The sequence below is a fragment of the Cellulomonas palmilytica genome, from assembly GCF_021590045.1.
Classification (GTDB): Bacteria; Actinomycetota; Actinomycetes; order Actinomycetales; family Cellulomonadaceae; genus Cellulomonas; species Cellulomonas palmilytica.
Window position 1 is genome coordinate 1221841 of the sequence record NZ_CP062221.1, and the last position, 26740, is coordinate 1248580.

27 protein-coding genes are annotated in these 26740 nt (G+C 73.6%); 23 read left to right on the forward strand and 4 right to left on the reverse strand.

The features are described from left to right. Positions 1-5 precede the first annotated feature (5 nt). Positions 6-1118: a hypothetical protein gene (locus tag F1D97_RS05740; protein WP_236122920.1), complete on the forward strand. Its 1113-nt coding sequence runs from the start codon at positions 6-8 to the stop codon at positions 1116-1118. A gap of 9 nt (positions 1119-1127) precedes the next feature. On the opposite strand, the gene F1D97_RS05745 is transcribed toward F1D97_RS05740, so the two are convergent. Beyond that, complete coding sequence (locus F1D97_RS05745; RefSeq protein WP_236122921.1) at positions 1128-1964, reverse strand: SGNH/GDSL hydrolase family protein; 837 nt, start codon at positions 1962-1964, stop codon at positions 1128-1130. Between the two features lie 237 nt (positions 1965-2201). On the opposite strand from F1D97_RS05745, the gene F1D97_RS05750 reads away from it, so the two are divergent. Genes F1D97_RS05750 through F1D97_RS05770 form a run of 5 tightly spaced genes read left to right on the forward strand, consistent with a single transcriptional unit; the run spans position 2202 to position 5071 of the window. After that, entirely contained in the window at positions 2202-2792 is a 591-nt protein-coding gene (locus F1D97_RS05750) for a hypothetical protein (RefSeq protein WP_236122922.1), read from the forward strand. A 44-nt stretch (positions 2793-2836) separates the two neighbouring features. Then, the gene (locus F1D97_RS05755) at positions 2837-3379 is read left to right on the forward strand and encodes a signal peptidase I (RefSeq protein WP_236122923.1); all 543 of its coding nucleotides are present in this window, start codon (positions 2837-2839) and stop codon (positions 3377-3379) included. Further along, complete coding sequence (locus F1D97_RS05760; RefSeq protein WP_236122924.1) at positions 3376-3969, forward strand: hypothetical protein; 594 nt, start codon at positions 3376-3378, stop codon at positions 3967-3969. Before F1D97_RS05755 ends, F1D97_RS05760 begins: the two co-directional genes overlap by 4 nt. A 2-nt stretch (positions 3970-3971) precedes the next feature. After that, positions 3972-4493 (forward strand): hypothetical protein, encoded by a 522-nt coding sequence (locus tag F1D97_RS05765; RefSeq protein ID WP_236122925.1) that lies wholly within the window; start codon positions 3972-3974, stop codon positions 4491-4493. After that, positions 4490-5071 carry a hypothetical protein gene (locus tag F1D97_RS05770; protein ID WP_236122926.1) on the forward strand — a complete coding sequence of 194 codons (582 nt, stop codon included), beginning with the start codon at positions 4490-4492 and terminating at the stop codon, positions 5069-5071. Before F1D97_RS05765 ends, F1D97_RS05770 begins: the two co-directional genes overlap by 4 nt. Before the next feature lie 3 nt (positions 5072-5074). On the opposite strand, the gene F1D97_RS05775 is transcribed toward F1D97_RS05770, so the two are convergent. Next, complete coding sequence (locus F1D97_RS05775; RefSeq protein ID WP_236122927.1) at positions 5075-5752, reverse strand: uracil-DNA glycosylase; 678 nt, start codon at positions 5750-5752, stop codon at positions 5075-5077. A gap of 102 nt (positions 5753-5854) precedes the next feature. Between F1D97_RS05775 and F1D97_RS05780 the strand changes: the two genes are divergently transcribed. The 3 genes from F1D97_RS05780 (at position 5855) to F1D97_RS05790 (ending at position 7341) form a co-directional block, all read left to right on the forward strand. Then, positions 5855-6160, forward strand: coding sequence for a DUF3263 domain-containing protein (locus F1D97_RS05780; RefSeq protein ID WP_236122928.1), 306 nt, complete (start codon positions 5855-5857; stop codon positions 6158-6160). Positions 6161-6359: 199 nt separating this feature from the next. Beyond that, positions 6360-6977: a LytR C-terminal domain-containing protein gene (locus tag F1D97_RS05785; protein WP_236122929.1), complete on the forward strand. Its 618-nt coding sequence runs from the start codon at positions 6360-6362 to the stop codon at positions 6975-6977. Positions 6978-7137: 160 nt separating this feature from the next. Next, positions 7138-7341, forward strand: a complete 204-nt coding sequence (locus F1D97_RS05790; RefSeq protein ID WP_236122930.1) for a cold-shock protein — start codon at positions 7138-7140, stop codon at positions 7339-7341. 39 nt (positions 7342-7380) lie between these two features. On the opposite strand, the gene F1D97_RS05795 is transcribed toward F1D97_RS05790, so the two are convergent. Beyond that, positions 7381-8781: a glycoside hydrolase family 15 gene (locus F1D97_RS05795; protein ID WP_236122931.1), complete on the reverse strand. Its 1401-nt coding sequence runs from the start codon at positions 8779-8781 to the stop codon at positions 7381-7383. Positions 8782-9136: 355 nt separating this feature from the next. Here F1D97_RS05795 and groL point away from each other — a divergent pair, with 355 nt between their 5' ends. The 4 genes from groL to F1D97_RS05815 all read left to right on the forward strand — a co-directional run bounded on the left by groL (position 9137) and on the right by F1D97_RS05815 (position 13014). Beyond that, positions 9137-10762 carry a chaperonin GroEL gene (gene groL / locus F1D97_RS05800; RefSeq protein WP_236122932.1) on the forward strand — a complete coding sequence of 542 codons (1626 nt, stop codon included), beginning with the start codon at positions 9137-9139 and terminating at the stop codon, positions 10760-10762. Between the two features lie 194 nt (positions 10763-10956). Continuing rightward, complete coding sequence (locus F1D97_RS05805; RefSeq protein ID WP_236122933.1) at positions 10957-11535, forward strand: VanZ family protein; 579 nt, start codon at positions 10957-10959, stop codon at positions 11533-11535. A gap of 72 nt (positions 11536-11607) precedes the next feature. After that, positions 11608-12285, forward strand: coding sequence for an SIMPL domain-containing protein (locus F1D97_RS05810; RefSeq protein ID WP_236122934.1), 678 nt, complete (start codon positions 11608-11610; stop codon positions 12283-12285). A 57-nt stretch (positions 12286-12342) separates the two neighbouring features. After that, complete coding sequence (locus F1D97_RS05815) at positions 12343-13014, forward strand: SIMPL domain-containing protein (protein ID WP_236122935.1); 672 nt, start codon at positions 12343-12345, stop codon at positions 13012-13014. 12 nt (positions 13015-13026) lie between these two features. On the opposite strand, the gene F1D97_RS05820 is transcribed toward F1D97_RS05815, so the two are convergent. After that, positions 13027-14250, reverse strand: coding sequence for a pyridoxal phosphate-dependent aminotransferase (locus tag F1D97_RS05820; RefSeq protein WP_317618961.1), 1224 nt, complete (start codon positions 14248-14250; stop codon positions 13027-13029). Between the two features lie 260 nt (positions 14251-14510). Here F1D97_RS05820 and urtA point away from each other — a divergent pair, with 260 nt between their 5' ends. From urtA to F1D97_RS05870, 10 genes are all read left to right on the forward strand, one after another. After that, positions 14511-15767, forward strand: a complete 1257-nt coding sequence (gene urtA, locus F1D97_RS05825; protein WP_236122936.1) for an urea ABC transporter substrate-binding protein — start codon at positions 14511-14513, stop codon at positions 15765-15767. Positions 15768-15877: 110 nt separating this feature from the next. Beyond that, on the forward strand, positions 15878-16762 hold the full coding sequence (gene urtB, locus F1D97_RS05830; RefSeq protein ID WP_236122937.1) for an urea ABC transporter permease subunit UrtB: 885 nt from the start codon (positions 15878-15880) through the stop codon (positions 16760-16762). Further along, entirely contained in the window at positions 16759-17901 is a 1143-nt protein-coding gene (gene urtC / locus F1D97_RS05835; protein WP_236122938.1) for an urea ABC transporter permease subunit UrtC, read from the forward strand. Before urtB ends, urtC begins: the two co-directional genes overlap by 4 nt. After that, positions 17898-18755: an urea ABC transporter ATP-binding protein UrtD gene (gene urtD / locus F1D97_RS05840; protein ID WP_236122939.1), complete on the forward strand. Its 858-nt coding sequence runs from the start codon at positions 17898-17900 to the stop codon at positions 18753-18755. Before urtC ends, urtD begins: the two co-directional genes overlap by 4 nt. After that, a complete protein-coding gene (gene urtE, locus F1D97_RS05845; protein WP_236122940.1) occupies positions 18755-19450 on the forward strand; it encodes an urea ABC transporter ATP-binding subunit UrtE in 696 nt (231 codons plus the stop codon). The genes urtD and urtE overlap by 1 nt, the downstream gene beginning before the upstream one ends. Positions 19451-19504: 54 nt before the next feature. Then, a complete protein-coding gene (locus F1D97_RS05850) occupies positions 19505-20233 on the forward strand; it encodes a GntR family transcriptional regulator (RefSeq protein WP_236122941.1) in 729 nt (242 codons plus the stop codon). A gap of 423 nt (positions 20234-20656) precedes the next feature. Next, positions 20657-24295, forward strand: coding sequence for an urea carboxylase (gene uca, locus F1D97_RS05855; RefSeq protein WP_236122942.1), 3639 nt, complete (start codon positions 20657-20659; stop codon positions 24293-24295). A gap of 22 nt (positions 24296-24317) precedes the next feature. After that, positions 24318-24620, forward strand: a complete 303-nt coding sequence (locus F1D97_RS05860; RefSeq protein ID WP_236122943.1) for an urease subunit gamma — start codon at positions 24318-24320, stop codon at positions 24618-24620. 10 nt (positions 24621-24630) lie between these two features. Next, entirely contained in the window at positions 24631-25032 is a 402-nt protein-coding gene (gene ureB, locus F1D97_RS05865; protein WP_236122944.1) for an urease subunit beta, read from the forward strand. A 3-nt stretch (positions 25033-25035) separates the two neighbouring features. Further along, entirely contained in the window at positions 25036-26739 is a 1704-nt protein-coding gene (locus F1D97_RS05870) for an urease subunit alpha (protein ID WP_236122945.1), read from the forward strand. The last annotated feature ends 1 nt before the right edge of the window (position 26740 follow it).

Below are 26740 nucleotides of genomic sequence, written 5' to 3' on the forward strand. Positions count from 1 at the left end.
CGGACATGCCCACGCGAGCGCGAGCCGTGCGACGCCACCCGGTGGTGGCGCTGCTCGTCGTGCTCGCGGTCGCGGTGATGTCCGTCGCCGGCGCGCAGGCCGCCGGCCTGTCGCTGCTCGCACCGACCCGGCCCACGGCGCAGCAGCTCGCGCGCTGCGCGCCCGGCCCGGTGACCGTCAGCCCGACGGGCACGGCGACCGCGGGCCAGTTCACGCAGGTCGCCGTGTCGGGTGTCTCGGGCTCGTGCACGGTCGGCGCGGTCCGGGTCGCGTCGGGTGCCGCAGGCGCGTGGACGCAGTCGTTCGTCTCGTCGTCGTCCGCGATCTCGGGCGGCACGTTCACCGCGACGGGTGCGGCGTTCACGCCGCCGGTCACGGCGAACGGCCGCGCGTGGGTCACGGTCAACGGCTGGCCGGTCCCCGCGACGTGGACGTACGCGCCGCCGGCGGGTCCCGTGAGCCCGGGCAACGACAGCACCGTGATGCCGAGCATCGAGTGGACGCTGGTGACCAACAACCCGGTCCAGGTCTGCTTCATCGCGACCGTGTCCACCACGTCGACGACCCCCGTGCCCTGGCAGCTCAGGCTGGACCTCGCGCAGGCGCCGTTCAACGGCGCGACGAGCGGCTTCACCATCGTGAACGCGCCCGGCGGCGGCGACATCTCGTGGAAGCTCGGCATCACGTACGACCAGGCCGCGATGACCGCGCGGATCGCCGGCAAGCCCGACGTCAACGCGCCGATCACGACGATCACGAGCGCGACGACCCTGCGCTTCCAGGTCTGCCACTACGGCCTGCCGCCGGGTGTGCAGACGCCCTCGGCGTACACCGTGACCTACACGAACAGCCCCGCGTGGACGGCGACGCGTGCGTGCGTGACCGCCACCGTCACGGGCAACGGCTCGTCGCGCTTCTACTTCGGGTGGACCGTCGAGCTCGACATGTCGGCGGCGCGCGCGGCGGTCGGCGCGGGTGGCTGGACGGACCTCACGGGCAACCTGTGGCAGCTCACGCGCACCGACCTGGGTGGCAACAGGTTCCGGTTCACGAGCAACACCGCGGCGAACATCTCCGGCACGCAGTCGTACGTGTTCACGTACTGCGCGACCCGCTGACCGTCGGGCTCAGCCCGCGTCGGTCGTGACGGGCGCGGGCGCCGGTCGCTTGGGCGCGCGGGTGTCGCCCGACGAGCGTCCGCGCAGCCGGCGCGTGGCCCACGGGTAGACGTGCTCACGCGCCCAGCGTGCGTCGCCGCGCAGCCGGTCGAGCCGCGGCGTCGGGGGCTGGGGCGCGAGCGGGTCGTCCCAGCGCTCCTCGTCGGGCGGCAGGCCGAGCGCGACGAGCGCGGCCTGCGCGACGCGTGCGTGGCCGTCGGTCGTCAGATGGATCCGGTCCTCGGCCCACATGCGCCAGTCGCGCAGCGAGCGCATGCCCCACAGGTCGAGCACGTGCGCGCCGTGGCGGTGGGCGATGGACCAGATGTGCGTGTTGTACGTCGCGACCCGCGCGCGCGTCGCGCGCAGCAGCCCGCTGTCGACGGTGTCGACGCCCGTCCCGAGCAGCACGTCGACGCCGGCCTCGCGCAGCCGGACGACCGCGGACTCGAGGTCGCGCGCGAGCCGGTCGACGTCCGCGGCCGGGCGCAGGATGTCGTTCCCGCCGCCGATGAGGCTCACGAGGTCGGGCTTCAGGCCGAGCGCCGCGGGCACCTGCTCCGTGAGGATCGGGCGCAGCAGGCGGCCGCGGATCGCGAGGTTCGCGTACTCGAGCGGCTCGTCGCCCGCGGCGACGCGGCGCGCGGACAGGCGCGCCGCGAGCACGTCCGCCCACCCGCGCAGGGGAGCCGACGGGTCCGCCGGAGCGGCCCCGTCGGGGGAGTCCCACAGGCCTTCGGTGAACGAGTCACCCACGGCCACGTACCGGGTCCAGCGCACGCCCTCATCCGTCGACACGACCGACATTGTGCCTCCGGACGGGTGAGATCGCGGCCACCGGTGGGGGAGCGGTGTGGCGCGTGCGAGTGAGCCTCGACGGCCCTGTGAAGGGGTCGTGAACGAGCTGGACATTTGTCCAGTTCGGGACGGAGGGCCCCGGGACCTGCCCCATTCGCTCCGCACAGTTGATAACGCTCGTGAGAATCACTCGCACGGAGATGGCGTGACACCAGTCCCCGGCCGTGCACCGAAGGAGGGAAAGACATGACCGCTCAGACCACCAACGCCACCACCGCGACCGTCGCCGACGAGCGCGAGGAGCGCCGCCGCAAGCGGGCCGCCATCGTCAAGTTCTCGCTCGCCGGCGCGGCCGTCCTCGGCATCGGCGCGGCCGCCACCTCGGCGACCTGGACCGACGACGCGTGGTTCAGCGCCGCGGGCTCGGCGGCCGGCGACAGCGAGGACTTCATCGAGCTGCGGGCATCGGTCGACGGCGGCACCTGGCACGACGCGGACACCGGTACGGTCGCCGTCCCGCTGCCCGCTGCGGTCTTCGCCGAGATGTTCCCGGGCGAGACGCGGACGACCACGGTCCACATCCAGAACGAGGACCTGAACGGGATCGACCTCGCGGTGACCGAGGAGATCACGGTCGCGGACGGCCTGTTCGCGGGCGCCATCGTGACGACCGACTTCACCAACGGCACGGTCGTCGGCGCCGGCGACGACATGGACATCGCGGTGACCGTGACGGCACCGCGGGACGCGTGGATCGACAACCCGAGCCTCGGCTCCGAGGCCGCGGAGGGTGACATCGCCACGCTCCGCTACACCGGCACCGCGATCTCGGGCTGACGCCCGACTCGCTCCACCCGCACCGAGGAAGAGGAAGGCTCCCCATGCGTGCACTCAAGGTGATCGGCAACACCGTGCTGTGGCTCGTCGCCGCGCTCGGGCTCGCCAGCGTGCTCGTGTGGGGGGCCACCCAGGCAGGGTGGATCAAGCCGCTCGTCGTGATCTCGGGCTCGATGGAGCCCGAGATCATGACCGGCGACCTCGTCGTCGCCGTCCCGCGCCCGACCGCCGACCTGCGGGTCGGTGACGTCGCGTCCATCCACTCGGACGTCACGGGCAACCTCGTCTCCCACCGGGTCGTCGGCGTCGAGCAGGTCGCCGACGACCGGTGGGAGATCCGGATGAAGGGCGACGCGAACGACTCCGAGGACAGCGGCGCGTACGTCGTCGGCGACTCGGTGTGGCGGCCCGCGGTGCAGATCAGCGGCGGCGGGTACGCCCTGACGACGCTCACGCGGCCGTCGGTCGCGATCCCGCTCGGCGTCGCCCTGCTCTCGCTCCTGGGCCTGAGCCTGCTGCCCCGGTCCGCGCCTCGCGCACCGGCCGGCGACCGCATGCGCACGGAGGTTGTCGAGGCGGCGCGATGAGGCGGGCTCGACGCAGCCGCGCCGCGGCCGCCGCGCTCGTCCTCTCGGTCGCGCTCGCGGCCGCGGCAGTCCTCGGCGCGGTCACGACACCGCTGCGGTGGGAGCGCGAGGAGCTCCTCGCGCTCGACCTGGGACGGATCGCCGTGGACGACTCGACGCACGTCCTGCGCACGATTCGCGTCCCCGTGGCCGCGCACGTCGAGGACGTCGTCGTGGCCACGCACGGGCCCGACGGCCTGACGTGGACGGTCGAGCTGTGCGACCCGACCGGGGACACGTGCCACCCGGTCTCCGAGGCGCTCGTCGGACGTGAGCTGACCGCCGGCGAGCACGAGCTGCGCGTGAGCGTCGAGCCCGCCGAGCTCGCCGCCGGCGCGGCGGCCCGGCTCGACGGGCACATCCGGCTCGTCGAGGCGCGCGACGCACAAGACGTCGCACTCGTCGTCGTCCTCCTGCTCGCCGCGACCGTCGCAGCCGTCGTCGGATCGCTCCTGAACCGCTCGGTGCCGCCCCGCGGGGCCGCACCGAGCGCGGGCCCGCTCGCCGCGACCGCACCCATCCCCGTCCTGTCCCACTCCGAGGAGGTCTGACCATGCAGCTGCGTCACCCACGCGTCGCGCTGCCCGCGCTGCTCGGCCTGGGCGTCCTGGGCGTCCTGGGCGGATTCGGCGTCGCGACGACCAGCGCCGCCTGGACCGACGACGCGTACTTCACCGCCCAGGGGTCGACGGGAACCGTCGACCTTCGAGGCTCGAGCGACGGCGTGGACTTCACGGAGGCGGACTCCACCGGGACCGCGGTCACGCTCGCCGCGGTCAGCGGTCTGACGCCCGACACCCCGGTCACCCGCACCATCCACCTGTGGAACGCGTCGACCGTCCCGCTCGCGCTCTCGTGGGCCACCGCGCCGACGGCGCTGCTCGACGGCTGCGTCGAGGTCGACTACCAGTCCCTCGCGGGCGTGACGCTCGCATCCGGACCCGACCAGCCCGTCGGCGCCGCGGTCACCACCGCGACCGTCACGTTCCGCGTCGCCGACGACGCGCCCGCCGCCACGTGCAGCGGGAAGTCGCTCGACGCCGTCCAGATCGTCGTCCAGGGGAGCCCCGCATGACCACGACGCACCGCCCCACGCATCGACGGATGAGCCGGCCCCGCGCGCTCGCGGCCGTCCTGGCCGCCGCCGCCCTCCTCGTCGGCGGCGCGCGCCTCGCGTCCGACGCGACGGACCGCACCACCGCCGCCTGGACGGACGACGTCCACGTCACCAGCCGCGTGGCGCTCGGCACGTGGACCGATGTGTTCGAGAACTCGTGCCAGGTCATCAAGCCCGACGGCTCTGTGCAGCCCAACGCGACCTGCTCCGTCACCACGATCGAGTACTTGAACTCCTGGAGCGTGGGGACGGGCAGCGGCGGAGTCCGGTTCAACATCCACGGCTCGGCCACGAACGCGGTGGCCGACTCGGACCGCTTCCGGGTCACTGTCGACCTCTCGCAAGCGCAGGGCGTGCCCGCCGACTTCCAGTGGGCGAGGGCCGGGATCACCTGGACGAACTTCGAGTCGGCCCACGCGGACTGCTCACGCAAGCCGATCGTCACCGCGAACACCTACAGCTGGGCGGCGAACGCCGGGACCTTCAAGCTCGAGGTCCAAGCGCACGAGAACGCGACGCAAGGAGGCTGCGTCTAGACGTCAGGGCAGGCGCCAGTCGACCGGGGTGCCGCCCTGGGCGACGAGCAGGTCGTTGACGCGCGAGAACGGGCGCGACCCGAAGAACCCGCGTGACGCGGACAGCGGGCTCGGGTGCACGGACTCGACGGTCGGCACCGAGCCCAGCGCGGGCCTGAGGGTCTGCGCGTCGCGCCCCCACAGGATCGCGACGAGCGGCCCGCCGCGCTCGACGAGCGCCGCGATGGCCCGGTCGGTCACGGCCTCCCACCCCTTGCCGCGGTGGGAGGCCGGTGCGCCGGGCCGCACGGTGAGGACCCTGTTGAGCAGCATGACGCCCTGGTCGGCCCACGGCGTGAGGTCCCCGCTCGTGGGGGCGGGTACGCCGAGGTCGTCGACGAGCTCGCGGAAGATGTTGGCGAGCGAGCGCGGCACGGGTCGCACGTCGGGCTGCACGGAGAACGACAGGCCCATGGGGTGCCCGGGCGTGGGGTAGGGGTCCTGCCCGACGACGAGCACGCGCACGTCGGCGAGCGGGCGGTGGAACGCGCGCAGGATCGCGTCGGGCGCGGGCAGGTACGCGCGCCCGGCGGCGACCTCGTCGCGCAGGAACCGGCCGGCGACGTGCACGTGGTGCTCGACGGGCGCGAGGGCGGCGGCCCAGTCGGGGGCCACGAGGTCGGCGAGCGGTGCGGGAACCACGCGCTGGACCCTACCGGCGAGCGGGTGAACCGTGGCAGGGCGGGCCGACGAGCCGCGGCGGGCGAATGACACCGGTGTGGTTCGCGGCCTATCCTGGCGCGCATGGACGCCGCACTCTCGACCGCGCAGCTCGAGCCGATGCCGACCGGCACGGTCGACGGGCTGAGCGAGCGGGACGCGCAGATCCTGGCGTTCGAGCGCCAGTGGTGGAAGTACGCGGGTGCCAAGGAGCAGGCGATCCGGGAGCTGTTCGACCTGTCGGCCACGCGGTACTACCAGATCCTCAACGCGCTGATCGACGACCCGGCGGCCCTCGCGCACGACCCGATGCTCGTCAAGCGCCTGCGTCGCATGCGTCAGTCCCGCCAGCGCGCGCGGACGGCGCGTCGTCTCGGCGTCGACGCCTGACGTCGCCTCCCCGTCCGGCTCCGCTGCGCCGGGACCAGCGGCGACGCGCTGACCTGGGTCTCGACCTGGACGCCTGACCGCGAACCGGACGATCCGGCCCCGCGAGCCGCGCGGCTCGCCCGCGTGTCGTCACCGGCGCGTGCGCGTGTCCGACGCGCCGGTGCATGCGCACGGCGTCCGGCCGGATAGCCTTCCTGCCGTGAGCAAGGCCGACTACCCGTACCCGGACGACGAGTTCGACGCGCCCCCGGACCCCACCGCACCCCGTGGGGTCCACCGTGCGCCCCGTTCGGCCTGGAGCCGTTGGTGGCCGTTCCTCGCGGTGCTGGTGCTCGCACCGGCCCTCGCGTACGGGATCGTCGCGTTCGCGACGCGCGGCGGCGACCTGCCGGTCTCCCCGGGTGGGAGCGACGCGGACGAGACCCCGTCGGCGACCGCCACCGCGCCCGCGACGCCGGGCGGCGAGGCGACGGCGGACGAGTCGGAGCCCGCGGGTGAGGAGGAGCCGACGCAGGACCCGACGACCGAGGCTCCCGCGCCGGACTTCTCGACGAACGTGACGGTCTACAACGCGGCCGGCATCCAGGGCCTGGCGGCCAAGGGCGCGGAGCGTCTCGGGCAGGCCGGGTTCACGGACGCCGTCGCGGCGAACTTCTCGGGCACCAAGCCCGCGGAGTCGACCGTGTACTACGGCTCCGACGAGGACGCGACGACCGCCTCGGTGGTCGCGGCGGCGCTCGGGATCTCCTCGGTGCAGCTCGACCCGGCGCAGGCGCCGTCGGGTGTCGTCGTGGTGCTCGTCTCCGCCCTGCCCTGACCTGCCCTTCCTCGACCTGCGCGTGTCCCGCACGTCCGGGTGACGCCTCGTCGTGCACAGGTCGCGGGACAACCCTGTTCGCGGCGGGTGCGCTCCCACTAGGCTTCGGCGCACCCCGCGCAGCGGCGTGGGGGGTTCTCCCCAGCAAGGAGCTGACGGTATGGCGCACGGCACGGTGAAGTGGTTCAACGCGGAGAAGGGCTACGGCTTCATCACGCCGGACGCGGGAGGCGCGGACCTGTTCGTGCACTTCTCCGCGATCCAGGTCGACGGGTACCGGACCCTCGAGGAGGGCCAGCAGGTCGAGTTCGAGGTCGGGCAGGGCGCCAAGGGCCCGCAGGCCGACCAGGTCCGCCCGCTCTGAGCCACGCGCGCCAGCCCGACGAGGCTGGCGGCGGCGGGGTCAGCGGTCGAGCGCGTCGATCGCCAGGAGTGCGCACGCCGCGCTCCAGGTGAGGGGCGCGACGGCCGCGGGCCTGCCGTCCGCGAGGATCTTCTCCGGGACGGAGCCGGTCGAGGTGCGGTGGGTGTCGATCGCCGCGAGCCAGGCGTGCGCGCGGTCGTCCTCGCCGTTCTCGGCGGCGACCCACGCGTAGAGGGTGGTCTGCGGCGTCCACGTGACACCGTCGCGCCGCCACTCGCCCGCGGGTGCGACGCCGAGCGGTCGGCTCATCTCGGTGACCGAGGTGAGCCACGCGTCGCGTCCACCCGCCGCGGGAGCGCGCCAGAACGGCGCGAGGACGAACGCCGAGGCGGCGTCGTGGTCGGCGCCGTCGGTGTAGCGGGTCCAGCCCGCGGGCCCGAACGCGTCGACGGCCGCCGCGCGCGCGGTGCTCGCCGTGCGGTGCGCGAGGGTCGCGCGCTCGTCGTCGCCGGCCTCGCGGAGCACGCCGACGGCCTGCTCGAGCCCGGCGACGAGCGGCGCGACCGTCCCGAGCGTCAGTCGCGTCTCGTCGCGCTCCCAGTAGTCGGGGGACGCGGGCGGCAGCCCGTCCGCGCCGAGCAGCGTGGCGGTGCCGTCGACCGCGCGCGCCACGAGCGGAGCGAGCCGCTGCGCCGCCGCGGTCCGGGCCTCGCCCGCCGGCACCTCGTCGAGCACGAGGCCCGCGGCCCACATGGCCCAGCCCTGGCCGTCGGTCTGGGGCGTGCGGGCGTCGGGCGGGCCCGAGCCGTCGGGCAGGTAGCGCGCCTCGAACCCGCCGTCGTCGCCCTGCACGTCCGCGAGGAAGCCCAGGACGTCCAGCGCGTCGTCGGTGTGCCCGGTGCGGGCGAGCGCGACCGCGACGAACGACGCGTCGCGCGGCCACACGTACCGCCAGGCGTGCGACCAGCCCGCGACGGCGGCGCCGCCCGGCAGGAGGAGCGTCCGCAGGTCGAGCAGCGCGTCGCGCGCGAGGTCCTCGTACGGACCGCCCTCGCCCGGGACCGTGCCCTGGGCGAGCCACGCGGCCTGCTCGTCGGCGAGCGTCTGCGCCGCGGCGAACCCGGGGGCACCAGCGTCGCCGCGCAGCACCGACTCCAGGTGGCCGACGCGCGGGTCGAGCACGCGCGTGCCGTCGAGGTACGCGACGTCCGCGTCCGTGGGGAGCTCGACGACCGACCCGTCGGGTGCGAGCGCGACGCCCGTCTGGTGCAGCCCGATCACCGCGTACCGGAGCGCGGCGGGCTCGGTCGTGGCGGCGGCGGGTCGGGCCGTGGACACCGGGAGCACCGCGGCGGCCACCGCACCGGCGGCCGTCAGCGCACCGGCGACGAGGCGCGTTCGTCGTCGGCTGCGTGAGGTGCGGGCGTCGTCACCGGGCACGTCCCGGACCTTAGCCGAGCAGAGGTCGGCGGTCTGCCCCCTTCGCGCAGGTCACCGCGGCGCCGCCGCGGGTTCGGCGTGCGCCCGCCGTCCGTTCGTCGTCCGCTCGCCGTCCCTACGCGCACGCGCGCGTGTTCGCGGAGCGTGAAGGGGACGTGCGGACCGCCGCCCGTGCTTGCACTCGCAGGGGTCGAGTGCTAACCATTGACTTAGCACTCTCCCGTCGAGAGTGACAGAAGCATCTCGGCCGTCCGGTGAGGTGCCGGAGCCCGCGGGACCAGACCGCGAGCCCCGACGCCGTCCGTCGCGGGCACTGGCGTGGCCGAACCCAACCCAACGAAGGATCGCTCGCCACATGGCCAAGATCATTGCCTTCAACGAGGAGGCCCGGCGCGGCATCGAGCGGGGTCTGAACACCCTCGCCGACACCGTCAAGGTCACGCTCGGCCCCAAGGGCCGCAACGTCGTGCTCGACAAGAAGTGGGGCGCGCCGACGATCACCAACGACGGCGTCTCCATCGCCAAGGAGATCGAGCTCGAGGACCCGTTCGAGAAGATCGGTGCCGAGCTCGTCAAGGAGGTCGCCAAGAAGACCGACGACGTCGCCGGTGACGGCACGACGACGGCGACCGTCCTCGCCCAGGCGCTCGTGCGCGAGGGCCTGCGCAACGTCGCGGCCGGCGCCAACCCGATCGCCCTCAAGCGCGGCATCGAGAAGGCCGTCGAGGCCGTGACCGCCGCCCTGCTCACGCAGGCCAAGGAGGTCGAGACCAAGGAGGAGATCGCCGCCACGGCCGCCATCTCCGCCGGTGACACCGCGATCGGCGAGCTCATCGCCGAGGCCCTCGACAAGGTGGGCAAGGAGGGTGTCATCACCGTCGAGGAGTCCAACGCGCTGGGCCTCGAGCTCGAGCTCACCGAGGGCATGCGCTTCGACAAGGGCTTCCTGTCGGCGTACTTCGTGACGGACCCGGAGCGTCAGGAGGCCGTCCTCGAGGACGCGTACGTCCTGCTCGTCGAGGGCAAGATCTCGAACGTCAAGGACCTGCTCCCGCTGCTCGAGAAGGTCATCCAGTCCGGCAAGCCGCTGTTCATCGTGGCCGAGGACGTCGAGGGTGAGGCCCTCGCGACCCTCGTCGTGAACAAGATCCGTGGCCTGTTCAAGTCGGTCGCCGTCAAGGCCCCCGGCTTCGGCGACCGCCGCAAGGCGATGCTGCAGGACATGGCCATCCTCACGGGCGGCCAGGTCGTCTCGGAGACCGTCGGTCTCAAGCTCGACACGGTGGGCCTCGAGGTCCTCGGCACGGCGCGCAAGATCGTCGTCACCAAGGACGAGACCACGATCGTCGAGGGTGCGGGCCAGGCCGACCAGATCGCCGGTCGCGTCACGCAGATCCGCGCCGAGATCGAGAACTCGGACTCGGACTACGACCGCGAGAAGCTCCAGGAGCGCCTCGCCAAGCTCGCCGGCGGCGTCGCCGTCATCAAGGCGGGCGCGGCCACCGAGGTCGAGCTCAAGGAGCGCAAGCACCGCATCGAGGACGCCGTCCGCAACGCGAAGGCGGCCGTCGAGGAGGGCATCGTCGCCGGTGGTGGCGTCGCGCTCATCCAGGCCGGCAAGACGGCGTTCGAGGGCCTCAAGCTCGAGGGCGACGAGGCGACCGGTGCGCAGATCGTGAAGCTCGCGATCGAGGCCCCGCTCAAGCAGATCGCGGTCAACGCCGGTCTCGAGGGTGGCGTCGTGGCGGAGAAGGTGCGCAACCTCCCGACCGGCCACGGCCTCAACGCCGCGACGAACGACTACGAGGACCTGCTGGCCGCGGGCGTCAACGACCCGGTGAAGGTCACGCGCTCCGCGCTGCAGAACGCGTCGTCGATCGCCGCGCTCTTCCTCACGACCGAGGCCGTCGTCGCCGACAAGCCGGAGAAGGCCCCCGCGGCCCCCGCCGGCGGTGGCGAGGACTTCGGCGGCGGCTTCTGAGCCGACCGCTGAGCCTGCCTCAGCAGGGCGCCTCGCGCGCCTGACGTCTACGACCGGACGGGTCGGTCGCCTTCGGGCGGCCGACCCGTCCGGCGTTCCCGTGGTTCGCGGGGCTCGCCCGCGCCCGACTTCACCCGATAGTGTCGGTTCGCCGTCGGGGGAGGCGGCCTGACGCGACGGGGCGGGGGGCTTCCGTGACAGGGCTGTGGCGTGACGTGTCGGATCTCGGGACCGTGGCGACCGTGCTGGGCGTGGTCGTCGGCGGTGGTGTGTTCCTCGGGTCGTGGGCGTACCGGGGGGTGGAGCGGACGTCGTCCGCGGTGTGGCGGTCGGTCGGTGAGGCGTTGTTCGTCGCGTGGGGGATCGCGCTCCTCGCGGTGATGCTGCGGCCGCTGCCGTACCCCACGGACCCCGGGCCGGACCTCGCGCCGTTCGCGGACGTGCCCGCCTACCTGGGGGCCGCCTCCTGGGAGGTGCCCGCGCTGCAGCTCGGCGGGCTCGCGCTGCTGTTCGCCGCGGGCGGTGCGCTGCTGACCGCGCGGATGCGGTGGGGCGTGCTGCGCCCCGCGCTCGCGATGGCGGGGGTCTCGGTCGTGGTCGAGTGCCTGCAGCACGTCCTGGCCACCGGGCGGCACGTGGCGTCCGACGACGTGCTCGTCGCCGGCGTCGCGGGCGCGGTGGGCGCGGCGGTCGTCGTCGCGCTGCGCGGGCGCGTGGGGCGCGTGCGCGCGCGGCGCACGGACCGGGTGGTGGCCGCCGAGGCGTTGGGCTGACCGGGCTACCTGAACGGTGTGGCCTGCGGTTTCACCCGCTGCGGTGAGGTCGGCCGCGGTTAGCCTCGCCGTGTGCAGGACACCGTCGTCACCGTCGAGGGCCGGTTCGAGCACCGGCACGCCGCCGAGCGGGGGACCGTGTCCCTCGACGTCGGGTTCGCGTGCGACGTGCGCGACGACGCGGTCCGCCGCACCACGCACGCGCACGCGCGGCTCGTCGACCAGGTCCGGTCCATGTACGACGAGGCTGCGGGTCCCGTCACGCGATGGGCGTCGCAGCGGCTCGCGGTGTGGGCGCAGCGGCCGTGGAACGACCAGGGCGTGCAGCTCCCGCTCGTGCACCACGCGTCGGTCGCGCTGGACGCGACGTTCAGCGACCTGGCCCGCCTCGCGGCGTGGGTCGAGCAGGTCGCGGTGCTCGACGGCGTGACGGTGCTGGGCGTGCAGTGGTCGCTCACGGACGCGACCCGCACCCGGCTGCTGGAGGACGCGCGCGAGCGTGCGGTCGCGGACGCGGACGCCCGGGCGCGCACGTACGCCCGTGCGCTCGGGCTGCGGGACGTGCGGCCGGTCGCGGTCGCCGAGCCCGGCATGCTGGGTGACCCCGGTCCGGGGTCGCCGGGCGAGGAGGCCCCGATGCTCGCCGCGGCGCGCGGCATGGTCGCGGACTCCGCGGACGCGCGCCTGGACCTCAAGCCCGAGGAGCTGACGGTCGCGGTGCGGGTGCACGCGCGCTTCCGGGCGAGCTGACCGACCACCGACGCGGAACGGTCACCGGGGCGCCCGCCGCGCCGTTAGCCTCGGCGCATGCAGCAGACCGTCGTCACCGTCGAAGGCCGTTTCGAGCACCATCGCCCCGCCGAGCGCGGCACCGTCACGCTCGCCGTGGGGTTCGAGGGCCCAGCGCGTGACGACGTGGTGCGCCGCACCACGGAGCTGCACGCGCGCGTCGTCGAGCAGGTCCGCGCGATGCACGCCCCGTCGTCCGGACCGGTCACCTGGTGGTCGTCGGACCGGATGAGCGTCGGGTCCCGGCGGCCGTGGAACAACGAGGGCAAGCAGCTGCCGCTGGTCCACCACGCGGCCGTGCGGCTGGAGGTGAAGTTCTCCGACCTGGGGCGGCTCGCCGCGTGGGTCGAGCAGGTCTCGGCGCTCGACGGCGTGACGATGCAGGGCGTGCGCTGGACGCTGACGGAGGCCACGCGCCGCACGCTGACCCTCGACGCGCGCAGGCGTGCCGTGGCCGACGCGCTCGACCGCGCCCGCGTGTACGCGGGCGCACTGGGGCTGACGGACGTGCGCGCGGTCGCGGTCGCGGAGCCCGGGATGCTGAGCGACGCGGGCCGGCCGACCGGGGTGGGCGAGTCGGTCGCCGCGGCGCGCACGGGCAAGGCGGCGGGCGACGGCGCGGGCCTCGAGCTCAAGCCGGAGGACATCACGGTCGCCGCCGCGGTCCACGCCCGCTTCGCGGCGTCCTGACCGCGGGCCGCGCTACTGCCGGTAGGAGGAGAGGAAGTTGCCGAGGCGCTCGACGGCCTCGCCGAGGACGCGCGCCTCGGGGAGCGTGACGATGCGCAGGTGGTCCGGGTCGGGCCAGTTGAAGCCCGTGCCCTGCACCAGCAGGATGTGCTCGCTCACGAGCAGGTCGTAGACGAGCTTCGCGTCGTCGCGGATCTCGTGGACCTCGGGGTCGAGGCGCGGGAACAGGTACAGCGCGCCGTCGGGACGCACGCACGTGACGCCGGGGATCGAGGTGAGCCCGCGCCACGCGACGTCGCGCTGCTCGTGCAGGCGTCCGCCGGGTGCGACGAGCGCCTCGATCGACTGGATGCCGCCGAGCGCGGCCTGCAGCGCGTGCTGCGCGGGGACGTTCGCGCACAGGCGCGTCGACGCGAGCAGCTGGATGCCCTCGAGGAACCCCGCGGCGTGCTCGCGCGGGCCCGTGATGACCATCCACCCCGACCGGTACCCGGCGACGCGGTACGTCTTCGACAGCCCGTTGAACGTCAGGCAGAGCAGGTCGGGGGCGAGCGACGCGAGCGGGGTGTGGACCGCGTCGTCGTACAGGATCCGGTCGTAGATCTCGTCTGCGAGCAGCAGCAGCGAGTGCCGGCGCGCGATGTCGGCGAGCGCCGTGAGCGTCTCGCGTGAGTACACCGCGCCGGTGGGGTTGTTGGGGTTGATGACGACGAGCGCCTTGGTGCGCGGCGTGATGAGCGACTCGAGGTGCTCGAGGTCCGGCTGCCAGCCGGTGGACTCGTCGCAGCGGTAGTGCACGGGCCTGCCGTCGGACAGCGACGTCATCGCGGTCCACAGCGGGTAGTCGGGCGAGGGGATGAGCACCTCGTCGCCCTCGTCGAGCAGCGCCTGCATGACCATGGTGATGAGCTCGGAGACGCCGTTGCCGAGGTAGACGTCCTCGACGTCGAACTCCGGGAAGCCGGGCTCGGTCTCGTACCGGGTGACCACGGCGCGGCGCGCGGACAGGATGCCCTGGGACTCGCTGTAGCCGTGGGCGGTGGGGATCGCGGCGATCATGTCGCGCACGATCTGGTGCGGTGCCTCGAAGCCGAACGCGGCGGGGTTGCCCGTGTTGAGCTTGAGGATCGAGTGCCCCTCGGCCTCGAGCCGTGCCGCCTCCATGAGGGTCGCCCCGCGGATCTCGTACAGGACGTGCTGCAGCTTCGCGGACTGGTCGAGGGGACGCAGGTGCATGAGGGCAGCGTAGGCCCGCGGCGCCGGCCGGCCGGCCGACGGCCGAGGGCCGGCTCGTCGGAGGGGCGTGACCGTATCGGGACAAGTCCGAAACACCCCGTTCACGCCCCAGGGACTCTGCCCGAAACACCCGGTCCCTACCGTCCTGCGACATGGGCACAGGGATGTATACACCCCGGGACACAGCGCGGTGTCGCGCGGTGCCTGAGCCCGCGTCCGGTTCCGCTCGTGAGCACAGCCCCGACGAAAGGGTCTCCTCCGTGACCAGATCGATCCGCACCACCCGCGCGCTCGCACTGTCCTCCGGGGCGCTCGTCGCCCTCCTCGCGCTGTCCGCCTGCGGCTCCCGCACGGACGACGAGGCGTCGTCCACGTCGGGCGCGTCGTGCGTCAAGACGGACGGCGACAGCATCAAGATCGGCTTCCTCAACTCGCTGTCCGGCACGATGGCGATCTCCGAGCAGACCGTGCGTGACGCGCTCGACCTCGCGGCGGAGGAGATCAACGCCGCGGGCGGCGTGCTCGACAAGAAGCTCGAGATCGTCGCGGAGGACGGCGCGTCCGAGCCCACGGTGTTCGCCGAGAAGGCGGAGAAGCTCATCAAGTCCGACTGCGTCGCGGCCGTGTTCGGCGGCTGGACCTCGTCGTCGCGCAAGGCGATGCTGCCGGTCTTCGAGAGCAACAAGAGCCTGCTGTTCTACCCCGTGCAGTACGAGGGTCTCGAGGCGTCGCCCAACATCTTCTACACGGGTGCGACGACGAACCAGCAGATCATCCCCGCGATGGACTACCTCAAGGAGCAGGGGGTGAAGAAGGTCTTCCTCGTCGGCTCCGACTACGTGTTCCCGCGGACCGCGAACAAGGAGATCATCGCCTACTCCGAGGCGAACGGGATCGAGATCGTCGGCGAGGAGTACGCGCCGCTCGGCCACACGGACTTCTCGACGATCGTCACCAAGCTCAAGGGCTCGGGCGCCGAGGCGGTGTTCAACACGCTCAACGGTGACTCCAACGTCGCGTTCTTCAAGGAGTACAAGAACGTCGGCCTCAAGGCCGAGACGACGCCGGTGGTCTCGGTGTCGATCGCCGAGGAGGAGGTCGGCGGCATCGGCGTCGACAACATCGTCGGCCAGCTCACCGCCTGGAACTACTACCAGACGGTGGACAGCCCCGAGAACGCGACGTTCGTGAAGGCGTTCAAGGCCAAGTACGGCGACGACCGCGTGACGTCCGACCCGATGGAGGCCGCGTACACCTCGCTGTACCTGTGGAAGGGCATGGTCGAGAAGGCGAAGTCGTTCGACGTCGCCGACGTGCAGGCCGCGGCCGACGGGGTCTCGTTCGACGCCCCCGAGGGCACCGTCACCGTGAACGGCGAGAACCACCACATCGCGAAGACCGCCCTCATCGGCAAGATCGACGCCGACGGACTGATCTACCCGGTGTGGGAGTCCGACGGCGCGATCGAGCCGGACCCGTTCCTCGAGGGTTACGACTGGGCCGAGGGCCTGTCCTGACCCACCCCTGACGGGCGGTGGCCCGGCGTTCCTCTCCGTGCGCCGGGTCACCGCCCCCTCCCGCGGGAGGTCGGCCGCGTCCCACGCGGGACGCAGGAAGGACGGGGTGCATGGAAGCCCTGGTCTCCCAGCTCTTCGCCGGGCTGAGCCTCGGGTCGGTGCTGCTGCTCGCGGCGCTCGGCCTCGCGCTCACGTTCGGGCAGATGGGCGTCATCAACATGGCGCACGGCGAGTTCATGATGGCCGGCGCCTACACGGCGTTCGTCGTGCAGAAGTCGATCGCCGACGCGGGCGTCTCGCTGCTCGTGTCCCTCGTCATCGGGTTCCTCGTCGGCGGCCTGCTCGGGCTGGTCCTCGAGGTCACGTTGATCTCCCGCATGTACCACCGGCCGCTGGACACGCTGCTCGTGACGTTCGGCGTCGCGCTCGTGCTGCAGCAGCTCGCGCGCGACGTGTTCGGCGCCCCGAACGTCGACGTGCGCGCCCCGACATGGCTGTCCGGCGCGGTCGAGATCCTCGGCGTGGGCGTGCCGAAGACGCGGCTGTTCATCCTCGGTCTCGCGACCCTCGCGGTCGTCGCGCTCGGCCTCGCGCTCAAGCTCACGCCGCTCGGGCGGCGCATCCGCGCGACGGTCGCCAACCGTGACCTCGCGGAGACCGCGGGCATCTCGACGCGCGCGACCGACCGGCTCACGTTCTTCCTGGGCTCCGGGGTCGCGGGCGTCGCCGGCGTCGCGCTCACGCTGCTCGGGTCGATCGGCCCGACGCTCGGCACCAACTACATCGTCGACGCGTTCCTCGTCGTCGTGGTCGGCGGCATCGGCCAGCTCAAGGGGGCCGTGATCGCGGCGCTCGGGCTCGGGCTGCTGCAGGCCGGCATCGAGTACTCCACCACCGCGAGCCTCGCGAAGGTGCTCGTGTTCGTCATCATCGTCGCGTTCCTGCAGGTGCGGCCGCAGGGGCTCGTCGCCGTCCGGACGAGGAGCCTCGCATGAGCGCCGTCGCGAAGATCTGGGGGAACGAGCGGGCGCGCCTGCTCGTCGGCGTGGGCGTGGCCGGGTTGCTGCTGTTCGTCGTCGCGCCCGGGGTGCTGTCGGACTTCCGGCTCAACCTGCTCGCCAAGTTCTGCTGCCTCGCGATGGTCGCGGTCGGCATCGGTCTCGCGTGGGGCCGCGGCGGGATGCTGACGCTCGGGCAGGGCGTGTTCTTCGGCCTCGGCGGCTACCTCATGGCGATGCACCTCAAGCTCGCGGACGCGGGCCCGGGCGGCGTGCCGGACTTCATGCTGCTGTACGGCGACGGCACCGTCCCGGCGTGGTGGGAGCCGTTCCGCAGCCCCGTCGTCACCGTGCTGGCGATCCTGCTGCTGCCCGCGGGGATCGCCGCGCTGCTGGGCCTGGCGGTGTTCAAGCGGCGCGTGCGCGGCGCGTACTTCGCGATCCTGTCGCAGGCGCTCGCCGCGGCGTTCGCGATCCTGCTCATCGGCCAGCAGAAGGTCACGGGCGGGACCAACGGGCTCAACGGCTTCCGGTCGTTCTTCGGGTTCGACCTGGCCGACCCGGTGAACAAGCAGATGCTCTACTACATCGCCGCGGGCACGCTGCTCGTGATGGTGCTGGTCGTGCGGCTCGTCATGCGCTCGCGGTACGGCGAGCTCCTGGTGGCGGTGCGCGACCAGGAGAACCGCGTGCGGTTCCTCGGCTACGACCCGGCGCTCGTCAAGGTGCTCGCGTACGCGATCGCAGCGGCGTTCGCCGCGATCGGCGGGGCGCTGTTCGCGCCGATCGTCGGGATCATCTCGCCCGCAGACGTGGGCGTCGTCCCGTCGATCGCGTTCCTCGTCGGCGTCGCGATCGGTGGCCGCGCCACGCTGCTCGGTCCCGTCGTCGGGTCGATCGCGGTGTCGTGGGCGGAGACGAGCCTGTCCGAGCGGTTCCCGTCGTTCTGGACGTACTTCCTGGGTGCGCTGTTCATCGTCGTCGTCGCGTTCCTGCCGGACGGCTTCGCGACGCTCGGCCGGGTGCGGCTGCGGCGTCGTCGGCCCGGTCCCGACGAGCCCGCGGACACCTCCGACGACGAGCCCGCGCACGACGAGCACGAGCAGGCCACCGCGAGCGCCGGGAGGACGGCATGACCGACGACACGACACCCGTGCCCGACGAGGTCGAGGTCCAGCTCGACCCGCAGGCCCTGGAGGCCGTCATCGCGGCGCCCGAGTCCCGGTTCCGGCACGACTACCTGGAGGTGCGCGGGCTGCGCGTCGAGTTCGACGGGTTCGTCGCCGTCGACGGCGTGGACCTCACGGTCACGCAGGGCGACCTGCGCTTCCTGATCGGCCCGAACGGCGCGGGCAAGACGACGATCGTCGACGCGATCACCGGGCTGGCGCGGTGCACCGGCTCGGTGCAGTTCGGCGGCATCGAGCTCGTCGGGAAGCCGTCGCACAAGATCGTGCGCGCCGGCGTGGGGCGCACGTTCCAGACCGCGAGCGTGTTCGACGAGCTGTCCGTGCTGCAGAACCTCGACATCGCCGCGGGCTCCGGGCGGCGGCTGCCGACCCTGCTGCGGCGCCGGTCCGGGATCCCCGACGAGGTCGCGCAGGCACTGGAGACCATCGGTCTGACCGCGCTCGCGGACGCCCCCGCGGGCGTGCTCGCGCACGGGCAGAAGCAGTGGCTCGAGATCGGCATGCTGCTGGTCCAGGACGCGCGCCTGCTGCTGCTCGACGAGCCCGTCGCCGGCATGAGCCACGCCGAGCGCGAGCAGACCGGGCAGCTGCTGCAGCGCATCGGCGAGCAGCGCACGGTCGTCGTCGTCGAGCACGACATGGAGTTCCTGCGGACGTTCGCGTCGTCCGTGACGGTGCTGCACCAGGGGAAGGTCCTGTCGGAAGGGACCGTCGCCGAGGTGCAGGCCGACCCGTTGGTCGTCGAGGTGTACCTGGGCCGGGGAGCCGGCGCGCGGGGTGCCGCAGGGGAGGTGGCGTGATGCTGGAGCTGACCGGCGTGCATGTCGGGTACGGGCGCACCGCGGTGGTGCACGGCGTGGACGTCGCGGTGGACGCGGACTCGGTCACGGCCGTGATGGGTCACAACGGCGCCGGGAAGACGACGCTGCTGCGCGCCGCGGTCGGGCTGCTGCCCGTGCGGTCGGGCACCGTCCGGCTCGACGGCGACGACGTCACGAGGCTGCGCCCGCACCAGCGCGTGCGGCGCGGGCTCGCGTACGTCCCGCAGGGCCAGCAGTCGTTCGGCACGCTCACCGCGCGCGAGAACCTGCAGCTCGTCGCGGACGGCGCGGGAGCGGCGGGACGCAAGCGGCTCGACGAGTCGCTCGACCTGTTCCCCGCGCTGCGCGGCCTGCTGGGACGACGAGCCGGCCTGCTGTCCGGCGGTCAGCGCCAGCAGCTCGCCATCGCCCGCGCGCTCATCACGGGCCCGAAGGTGCTGATCCTCGACGAGCCGACCGAGGGCATCCAGCCCAACGTCGTGCAGGAGATCGAGGACGCGATCACGTCCCTCACGGCCGCGGGCGGGCTCGCGGTCCTGCTCGTCGAGCAGCACGTGGGGTTCGCGCTGTCCGCCGCGTCCCGCTACTACGTGCTCGAGTCCGGGCGCGTCACCAGCGAGGGTGCGGGCGGGCTCGACCAGGAGGAGGACGTGCGTGCGGCGATGGCGATCTGACGCGGCCGCCGCGCTGCGCGGCACGTGTCAGCAGGGGGGATACGCTCCATGTCCATGAGCACCGGACCGGGCTCCGAGCCGGCCGCACGGGAGACCACCAGCACTCCCACCGACGGCCTGTCGCTGCGCGAGATCGTCTACCACCGCCTGCGGGACGAGATCCTCAACGGCCGGATCAGCCCGCGCGAGCGCCTCACCGAGCCCAAGCTCGGCAAGACGTTCGAGGTGTCCCGCACCCCCGTGCGCGAGGCGCTGTCCCGCCTGCTGTCCGACGGGCTGATCGAGCGCACCGACTTCGGGTACGCGGTCGTCGTGCCGTCCCTGGAGGACCTGCGCAACCTGTACGAGCTGCGGATCACGCTCGAGCTGCGCGGCATCCAGCGGGCGATCGAGAACCCGTCCGTCGTGCACGACGAGGCCGCGCTGCGCACCGAGCTCGAGTTCTGGGTGGGGCTGCGCGACGACCCGCCCGCGCCGGACCCGTCGTTCGTCCTGCTCGACGAGCGCTACCACCAGGTGCTGTCCGCGTCCTCCGGCAACGCGCAGCTCACCGAGGCGCTCGTCGCGGTGAACCAGAAGATCCGCGCCGTGCGGATGCACGACTTCGTCGAGACGTCCCGCATCGCCACGACGATCGACGAGCACGTCGAGATCATCGAGCTCGTCCTGGCCCGCCGTCTGCCCGAGGCGCTCACCGCGCTGCACAAGCACGTCGGCGAGTCCCTCGAGGTGGTCATGGAGCGCGCGACGAGCGCCATGACCCGCATGGCCCTCGCCGGCTAGACCGACCCGGCCCGCGCTCCCTCGCGCGACCCGGCCCGCGCTCCCTCGCGCGACCCCGTCGTTGCTCCGGCTCTGACCGACCGTTCCCGGAGCAACGACGGTCTCGGCGGGTCCTCCTTCTGTCGACCCCGGGGTTGCTCCGGCTCTGGGGCTGCATTCCCGGAGGAATGGCGGGGTCGGCGGTGGGTGGGTCGGTCCTGGCCGACGAGCGTGCGGGACGAACGGGGCGTAACGCGCCGTTCACACGCGGGGCGGGGCGGTGAAACATCCGGTTCGTACCGTCCGGGATACGTCGCTGTATACGCACCACGACCAGCGACGACGACCAGCGACGACGACCAGCGACGAGCCCGACGACCGGCTCGACCGGCTCGACCGGCTCGACGAGACCACGACGAGTCCCACGACGGGGAGGTGCTGCGCATGGCCGGCACGCTGCTCGTCGCGAACCGGGGCGAGGTCGCAGTGCGGATCCTCACCACCGCGCGGCGGCTCGGGTGGCGGACGGTCGCGCTGTGCACGCGCGACGACGCGGCGGCCCCGCACGTGCGGCTGGCCGACGACGTCGTGCACCTGGGGGCCGACCCGCACGCGTACCTCGACGGCGGGCTCGTCCTCGCCGCGGCGCGCCGCGCCGGTGCGACCGCGCTGCACCCGGGCTACGGGTTCCTGTCCGAGGACGCGGCGTTCGCCGCGGACGTCGAGGCCGCGGGGATCACGCTCGTCGGACCGACGCCCGCGCAGGTCGCGACGTTCGGCGACAAGTTCCGCGCCCGGCAGGCGGCGCTCGCGGGCGGGGTCCCGGTCCTGGCCGCGTCGGGCCTGGTGACCACTCATGACGAGGCGATGGCGGCCGCCGAGGAGATCGGCTACCCGGTGATGCTCAAGGCGGTCGCGGGCGGCGGCGGGCTGGGGCTGCGGCGGTGCGCGGACCGGGGCGCGCTGGCCGCGGCGGTCGAGGACGTGCGGCGGGTCGCGGTCGAGCGGCTCGGGAACCCGGCGATGTTCGTCGAGCGGTGCGTGACCCGCGCGCGGCACGTCGAGGTCCAGGCGTTCGGCGACGGTCGCGGACGCGTCGTGACGCTCGGGACGCGGGACTGCTCGTTGCAGCGCCGCCACCAGAAGGTGCTCGAGGAGGCGCCCGCGCCGGGCCTGCCCGACGACCTGCGGGCGCGCCTCGTCGGGTGGTCGCGGGACCTGCTCGCAGCAGCGCGGTACCGGTCGGCGGGCACGGTCGAGTTCGTGGTCGACCTCGACCGCGGCGACGCCGCGCTGCTCGAGGTGAACGCGCGCCTGCAGGTGGAGCACACCGTGACCGAGGAGGTCACGGGCGTGGACCTCGTCGCGTGGATGCTGCGGCTCGCGGACGGCGAGGACGTGCTGGCGCGTCAGCCGGACGACGTCCCGATGCACGGTCACGCGGTGCAGGCGCGCGTGTACGCGGAGGACCCGCGGCGCGGCGGCGTGCCGTCGACGGGCACGCTCACGCACGTCACGCTCCCGCCCGTGCGGATCGACACGTGGGCCGAGCCGGGGCAGCGCGTCACGCCGCACTGGGACCCGCTGCTCGCGAAGGTCGTGGTGCACGGCGCCGACCGCGCGCAGGCGTTCGAGCGCGCGGCGCACGCGCTGACCGGCACGCGCGTCGACGGGGTCGAGACGAACCTGCCGCAGCTGCGGGCCGCGGTCGCGCATCCCCGCGTCCTGGCGGGGCTGCTGGACACCGCGCTGCTCGCGGACGTCGTCGACGACGAGCCGTGGGTCGAGGTGCTGCGCGCGGGGGACATGACGACCGTGCAGGACTGGCCCGGGCGGCGCGGGCTGTGGGAGGTCGGCGTGCCGCCGTCCGGGCCGATGGACGACCTGTCGTTCCGGCTCGGGAACCGCGCGCTCGGCAACGACGAGGGTGCGCCCGGGCTGGAGTGCACGCTCACGGGGCCGCGGCTGCGGTTCAGCCACGCCGCGACGGTGTGCGTCACGGGCGCGCCCGCACCGGTGCGCGTGGACGGGCGGACCGTGCCGCAGTGGGAGCCGGTCGAGGTGCCGGCCGGGGGAGTGCTCGACGTCGGTGCTCCCGGCGGCGCGGGTCTGCGGACGTACGTGCTGGTCGCGGGCGGTCTCGACGTCCCGCTGTACCTGGGCTCGGCGTCGACGTTCACGCTCGGCGGGTTCGGCGGGACGACCGGCCGCGCGCTCGTCGTCGGCGACGTGCTACGCCCCGCCGCACCCGGCACGCCGCCCGGAACGCCGAGCGGAGCGACGCGACGGGACCCGGCGCCCGTGCCCGCCGAGCTGCGGCCGCGGTTCACGCACGCCTGGCGGCTCGCGGTCCAGGAGGGCCCGCACCCCGCGCCGGACTTCCTCACGCGCGAGGACATGGCCACGCTCCTGGGTGCGACGTGGCAGGTGCAGGCGCACGCGAACCGCACGGGCATCCGGCTCTCGGGCCCGCGCCCGCGCTGGGCTCGCCCCGACGGCGGCGAGGCGGGCCTGCACCCGTCGAACGTGCACGACACCCCGTACTCGGTGGGCGCGCTGAACATCAGCGGCGACACCCCGATCCTGCTCGGCCCGGACGGCCCGTCGTTGGGCGGGTTCGCGTGCCCGGTGACGGTCGTCTCGGGGCACCGCTGGAAGCTCGGTCAGATCCGCCCCGGCGACACCGTGCGCCTCGACGCGGTCCCCACCCGCACGGCCGAGCGCCTGCGCACCGACGACCGGCTGCGTGCCGCCGCATTGCTGCCGCCGGGCGTCGCGACCGGCCCGGACGGTGACGACGGCGTGCTCGCGGTGGTCCCGGGCGACGCGAACGACGCGGTCGGCCGCCCGCGGGTGCGCTACCTGCGCGGCGGCGACGACAACGTGCTCGTCGAGTACGGCCCGCCCGTGCTCGACCTGGGGCTGCGGGTGCGGGTGCACGCGCTCGCGGAGGCGCTGCGCGCGCGGGTGCGCGGCGGGCTCGTCGGGGTCGTCGACGTGACGCCCGGGGTGCGGTCCCTGCACGTGCACGTCGACCCGGGTGCGCTGCCGGTGCGCACGCTCGTCGGCGTGCTGGTCGAGCTCGAGCACGCGCTGCCGCACACCGACGACCTCGTCGTGCCGTCGCGGCGCGTGCACCTGCCGCTGTCGTTCGACGACCCCGTGGTCGGCGCGGCCGTCGGGCGGTACGTCGCGGGCGTGCGCCCGCACGCGCCGTGGCTGCCGTCGAACGCCGAGTTCGTGCGGCGCGTCAACGGGCTGGACTCGGTCGACGACGTGCTCGCGACGATGGTCGCGGCCGAGTACCTGGTGCTCGGGCTGGGCGACGTGTACCTGGGCGCGCCGCTCGCGGTCCCGCTCGACCCGCGGCACCGCCTGCTGACGACGAAGTACAACCCCGCGCGCACGTGGACCGCCGAGGGCACGGTGGGCCTGGGCGGGCAGTACCTGTGCGTGTACGGCATGGACTCCCCGGGCGGGTACCAGCTCGTCGGGCGGACCGTGCCCGTGTGGTCCGCGTACGCGCAGCACGGCACGTTCGAGCCGGGCGTGCCGTGGCTGCTGCGGTTCTTCGACCGGATCGTGTGGCACCCGGTGACGCCCGACGAGCTGCAGGTCTGGCGCGAGGACCTGGCCTCCGGGCGCCGCACGCTCGAGGTCGAGGACGGCTGGTTCTCCGCGCGCGAGCACCGCGAGGCGCTCGAGCGGGACGCCGACGAGATCGCGGCCGTGACCGCGCGGCGCGCGGAGTCGTTCGCGGCCGAGCGGGCCGCGTGGGCGGCGGCGGGCGAGCTCGACGCGCCCGACGAGGCCGCCATCGCGCCTGCGTTCACCGCCGCGACCCGCACCGCCCCGCCGGGGTGCGTGCTCGTCGAGGCGCCCATGGTCGGCGCGGTGTGGCGCATCGAGGCGCGGGTCGGCGAGCGTGTGCGGGCCGGTGACGCGCTCGTCGCGCTCGAGGCCATGAAGCTCGAGCTCGCCGTGCCCGTGCCCGTCGACGGGCGGCTCGTCGAGGTGCTCGTCGAGCCCGGTCAGCAGGTCGCGCCCGGTGAGGCGCTCGCGGTCGTGGCGGTCGGCCCGTGACGACACAGACGAAGGAGGTCCCGTGCACCTGACCCCGTCGGACACCGAGAAGCTGCTGCTCGCGGTCGCGGGCATGGTCGCGCGCGACCGGCTCGCGCGCGGCGTGCGGCTCAACTACCCGGAGACGGTCGCGCTGCTCACCACGTGGGTGATCGAGCGTGCCCGCGAGGGGAGGTCGGTCGAGGACCTCATGGTCGAGGGCCGGCAGGTGCTGGGCCGCGACGACGTGATGGACGGCGTCGCGCAGATGCTGCCCGACGTGCAGGTCGAGGCGACGTTCCCGGACGGGCTCAAGCTCGTCACCATCCACGAGCCGATCGCGTAGGGGGCGGCACATGGCGAGCACGACGACGAGCGGGCCGGGTGCGGTGCGCCTGGCACCGGGCCGCGAGGACGAGCCCGTGGTCCTCAACGGCGACCGCGCACCGCACGAGCGGCTCACGCTCGTCGTGACGAACACCGGGGACCGTCCGGTGCAGGTGGGGTCGCACGTGCACCTGCCCGACGCGAACACGGCGCTCGACTTCGACCGCGCGGCGGCGCACGGCTTCCGGCTGGACCTGCCGTCGGGCACGTCGCGGCGGTTCGAGCCCGGCGCGTCGGCGCGCGTGGACGCGGTGACGATCCGCGGCGCGCGGCGCGTGCCGGGGCTGCAGCGCGGCAAGGCGGACGGCGGCGCACTGGGTCCCGTGCGCGACGTCGCGAGCGAGACGGTCGCGAGCGGGACGGAGGCCTGAGGCGTGGTCGAGATCTCGCGCGCGCGGTACGTCGCGCTGTACGGCCCGACCACGGGCGACCAGGTGCGCCTGGGCGACACGGACCTGTGGATCGAGGTCACCGAGGACCGCACGTACGGCGGAGACGAGGCGGTGTTCGGCGGCGGCAAGTCGATCCGCGAGTCGATGGCGCAGGGCACGACGACGCGCGCGGCGGGCGCACTCGACACCGTCATCACCAACGCCGTGGTGCTCGACTGGTGGGGCGTGGTGCGCGCGGACGTCGGCATCCGCGACGGCCGCATCGTCGCGCTCGGCCGGGCCGGCAACCCGGACGTCGCCGACGGCGTGCACCCCGACCTGCACATCGGCCCGTCGACGGACGTCATCTCCGGCGAGGGCAAGATCCTCACCGCGGGCGGCATCGACTCGCACGTGCACCTGCTATCCCCGTCGCAGGTGCACGAGGCGCTCGCGACCGGCCTGACGACGATCGTCGGCGGCGGCACCGGACCGTCCGAGGGCTCCAAGGCGACCACGGTGACCCCGGGCGCGTGGCACCTGGGCACGATCCACCGCGCGCTCGACGCGCTGCCCGTCAACGTGCTGCTGCTCGCGAAGGGCAACACGGTGTCCGACGAGGGTCTCGACGAGCAGGCGCTCGCGGGTGCGGCCGGCTACAAGGTGCACGAGGACTGGGGCTCGACGCCCGCGGCGATCGACACGGCGCTGCGGGCCGCGGACCGCTGGGGGCTGCAGGTCGCGCTGCACTCCGACTCGCTCAACGAGGCGGGGTTCGTCGAGTCGACGCTCGCGGCGATCGGCGGCCGGTCGATCCACGCGTTCCACGCCGAGGGTGCGGGCGGCGGGCACGCGCCGGACATCCTCACGGTCGCGTCGCACGCGAACGTCATCCCGGGCTCGACCAACCCGACCCTGCCGCACACGGTCAACACCGTGGCCGAGCACCTCGACATGCTCATGGTCTGCCACCACCTCAACCCGCACGTGCCCGAGGACCTCGCGTTCGCCGAGTCCCGCATCCGGGCGACGACCATCGCCGCGGAGGACGTGCTGCACGACCTGGGCGCCATGTCGATCACGTCGTCGGACGCGCAGGCGATGGGCCGCATCGGCGAGGTGATCACGCGCACGTGGCAGGTCGCGCACGTCATGAAGGCTCGACGAGGCGCGCTCGACGGGGGTGAGCCCGCGGACAACCTGCGCGCGCGCCGGTACGTCGCGAAGTACACGATCAACCCCGCGATCGCGCACGGCATCGACGCGCACGTCGGGTCCGTCGAACCGGGCAAGCTCGCGGACCTGGTGCTGTGGGAGCCGAAGTTCTTCGGCATCCGGCCGTCCGTGGTGCTCAAGGGCGGCGCGATCGCGTGGGGCGCGCTGGGCGACCCGAACGCGTCGATCCCGTCGCCGCAGCCCGTGCTCATGCGCCCCGCGTTCGGGGACGCGATCGCGCCCGAGCTGTCGATGACGTTCGTCGCACCCGCTGCCCTGGAGGACGGTCTGGCGGACCGCCTCGGCCTGCGCCGCACGCTCGCCGCCGTGGCGGACACGCGTGGCGTCGGCAAGGCGGACATGCGGCTCAACGACGCGATGCCGCGCATCGACATCGACCCCGAGTCGTTCGCGATCGACGTCGACGGCGAACGCATCGAACCCGCCCCCGCCGACCGGCTGCCGCTCGCGCAGCTGTACACGATGTTCTGAA

Excerpts from the sequence above, each read along its gene's own strand:
- F1D97_RS05740 (WP_236122920.1), top strand. The coding sequence starts at position 6 with ATGCCCACGCGAGCGCGAGCCGTGCGACGCCACCCGGTGGTGGCGCTG.
- F1D97_RS05745 (WP_236122921.1), bottom strand. The coding sequence starts at position 1,964 with ATGTCGGTCGTGTCGACGGATGAGGGCGTGCGCTGGACCCGGTACGTG.
- F1D97_RS05750 (WP_236122922.1), top strand. The coding sequence starts at position 2,202 with ATGACCGCTCAGACCACCAACGCCACCACCGCGACCGTCGCCGACGAG.
- F1D97_RS05755 (WP_236122923.1), top strand. The coding sequence starts at position 2,837 with ATGCGTGCACTCAAGGTGATCGGCAACACCGTGCTGTGGCTCGTCGCC.
- F1D97_RS05760 (WP_236122924.1), top strand. The coding sequence starts at position 3,376 with ATGAGGCGGGCTCGACGCAGCCGCGCCGCGGCCGCCGCGCTCGTCCTC.
- F1D97_RS05765 (WP_236122925.1), top strand. The coding sequence starts at position 3,972 with ATGCAGCTGCGTCACCCACGCGTCGCGCTGCCCGCGCTGCTCGGCCTG.
- F1D97_RS05770 (WP_236122926.1), top strand. The coding sequence starts at position 4,490 with ATGACCACGACGCACCGCCCCACGCATCGACGGATGAGCCGGCCCCGC.
- F1D97_RS05780 (WP_236122928.1), top strand. The coding sequence starts at position 5,855 with ATGGACGCCGCACTCTCGACCGCGCAGCTCGAGCCGATGCCGACCGGC.
- F1D97_RS05790 (WP_236122930.1), top strand. The coding sequence starts at position 7,138 with ATGGCGCACGGCACGGTGAAGTGGTTCAACGCGGAGAAGGGCTACGGC.
- groL (WP_236122932.1), top strand. The coding sequence starts at position 9,137 with ATGGCCAAGATCATTGCCTTCAACGAGGAGGCCCGGCGCGGCATCGAG.
- F1D97_RS05815 (WP_236122935.1), top strand. The coding sequence starts at position 12,343 with ATGCAGCAGACCGTCGTCACCGTCGAAGGCCGTTTCGAGCACCATCGC.
- F1D97_RS05820 (WP_317618961.1), bottom strand. The coding sequence starts at position 14,250 with ATGCACCTGCGTCCCCTCGACCAGTCCGCGAAGCTGCAGCACGTCCTG.
- urtB (WP_236122937.1), top strand. The coding sequence starts at position 15,878 with ATGGAAGCCCTGGTCTCCCAGCTCTTCGCCGGGCTGAGCCTCGGGTCG.
- urtC (WP_236122938.1), top strand. The coding sequence starts at position 16,759 with ATGAGCGCCGTCGCGAAGATCTGGGGGAACGAGCGGGCGCGCCTGCTC.
- urtD (WP_236122939.1), top strand. The coding sequence starts at position 17,898 with ATGACCGACGACACGACACCCGTGCCCGACGAGGTCGAGGTCCAGCTC.
- urtE (WP_236122940.1), top strand. The coding sequence starts at position 18,755 with ATGCTGGAGCTGACCGGCGTGCATGTCGGGTACGGGCGCACCGCGGTG.
- F1D97_RS05850 (WP_236122941.1), top strand. The coding sequence starts at position 19,505 with ATGAGCACCGGACCGGGCTCCGAGCCGGCCGCACGGGAGACCACCAGC.
- uca (WP_236122942.1), top strand. The coding sequence starts at position 20,657 with ATGGCCGGCACGCTGCTCGTCGCGAACCGGGGCGAGGTCGCAGTGCGG.
- ureB (WP_236122944.1), top strand. The coding sequence starts at position 24,631 with ATGGCGAGCACGACGACGAGCGGGCCGGGTGCGGTGCGCCTGGCACCG.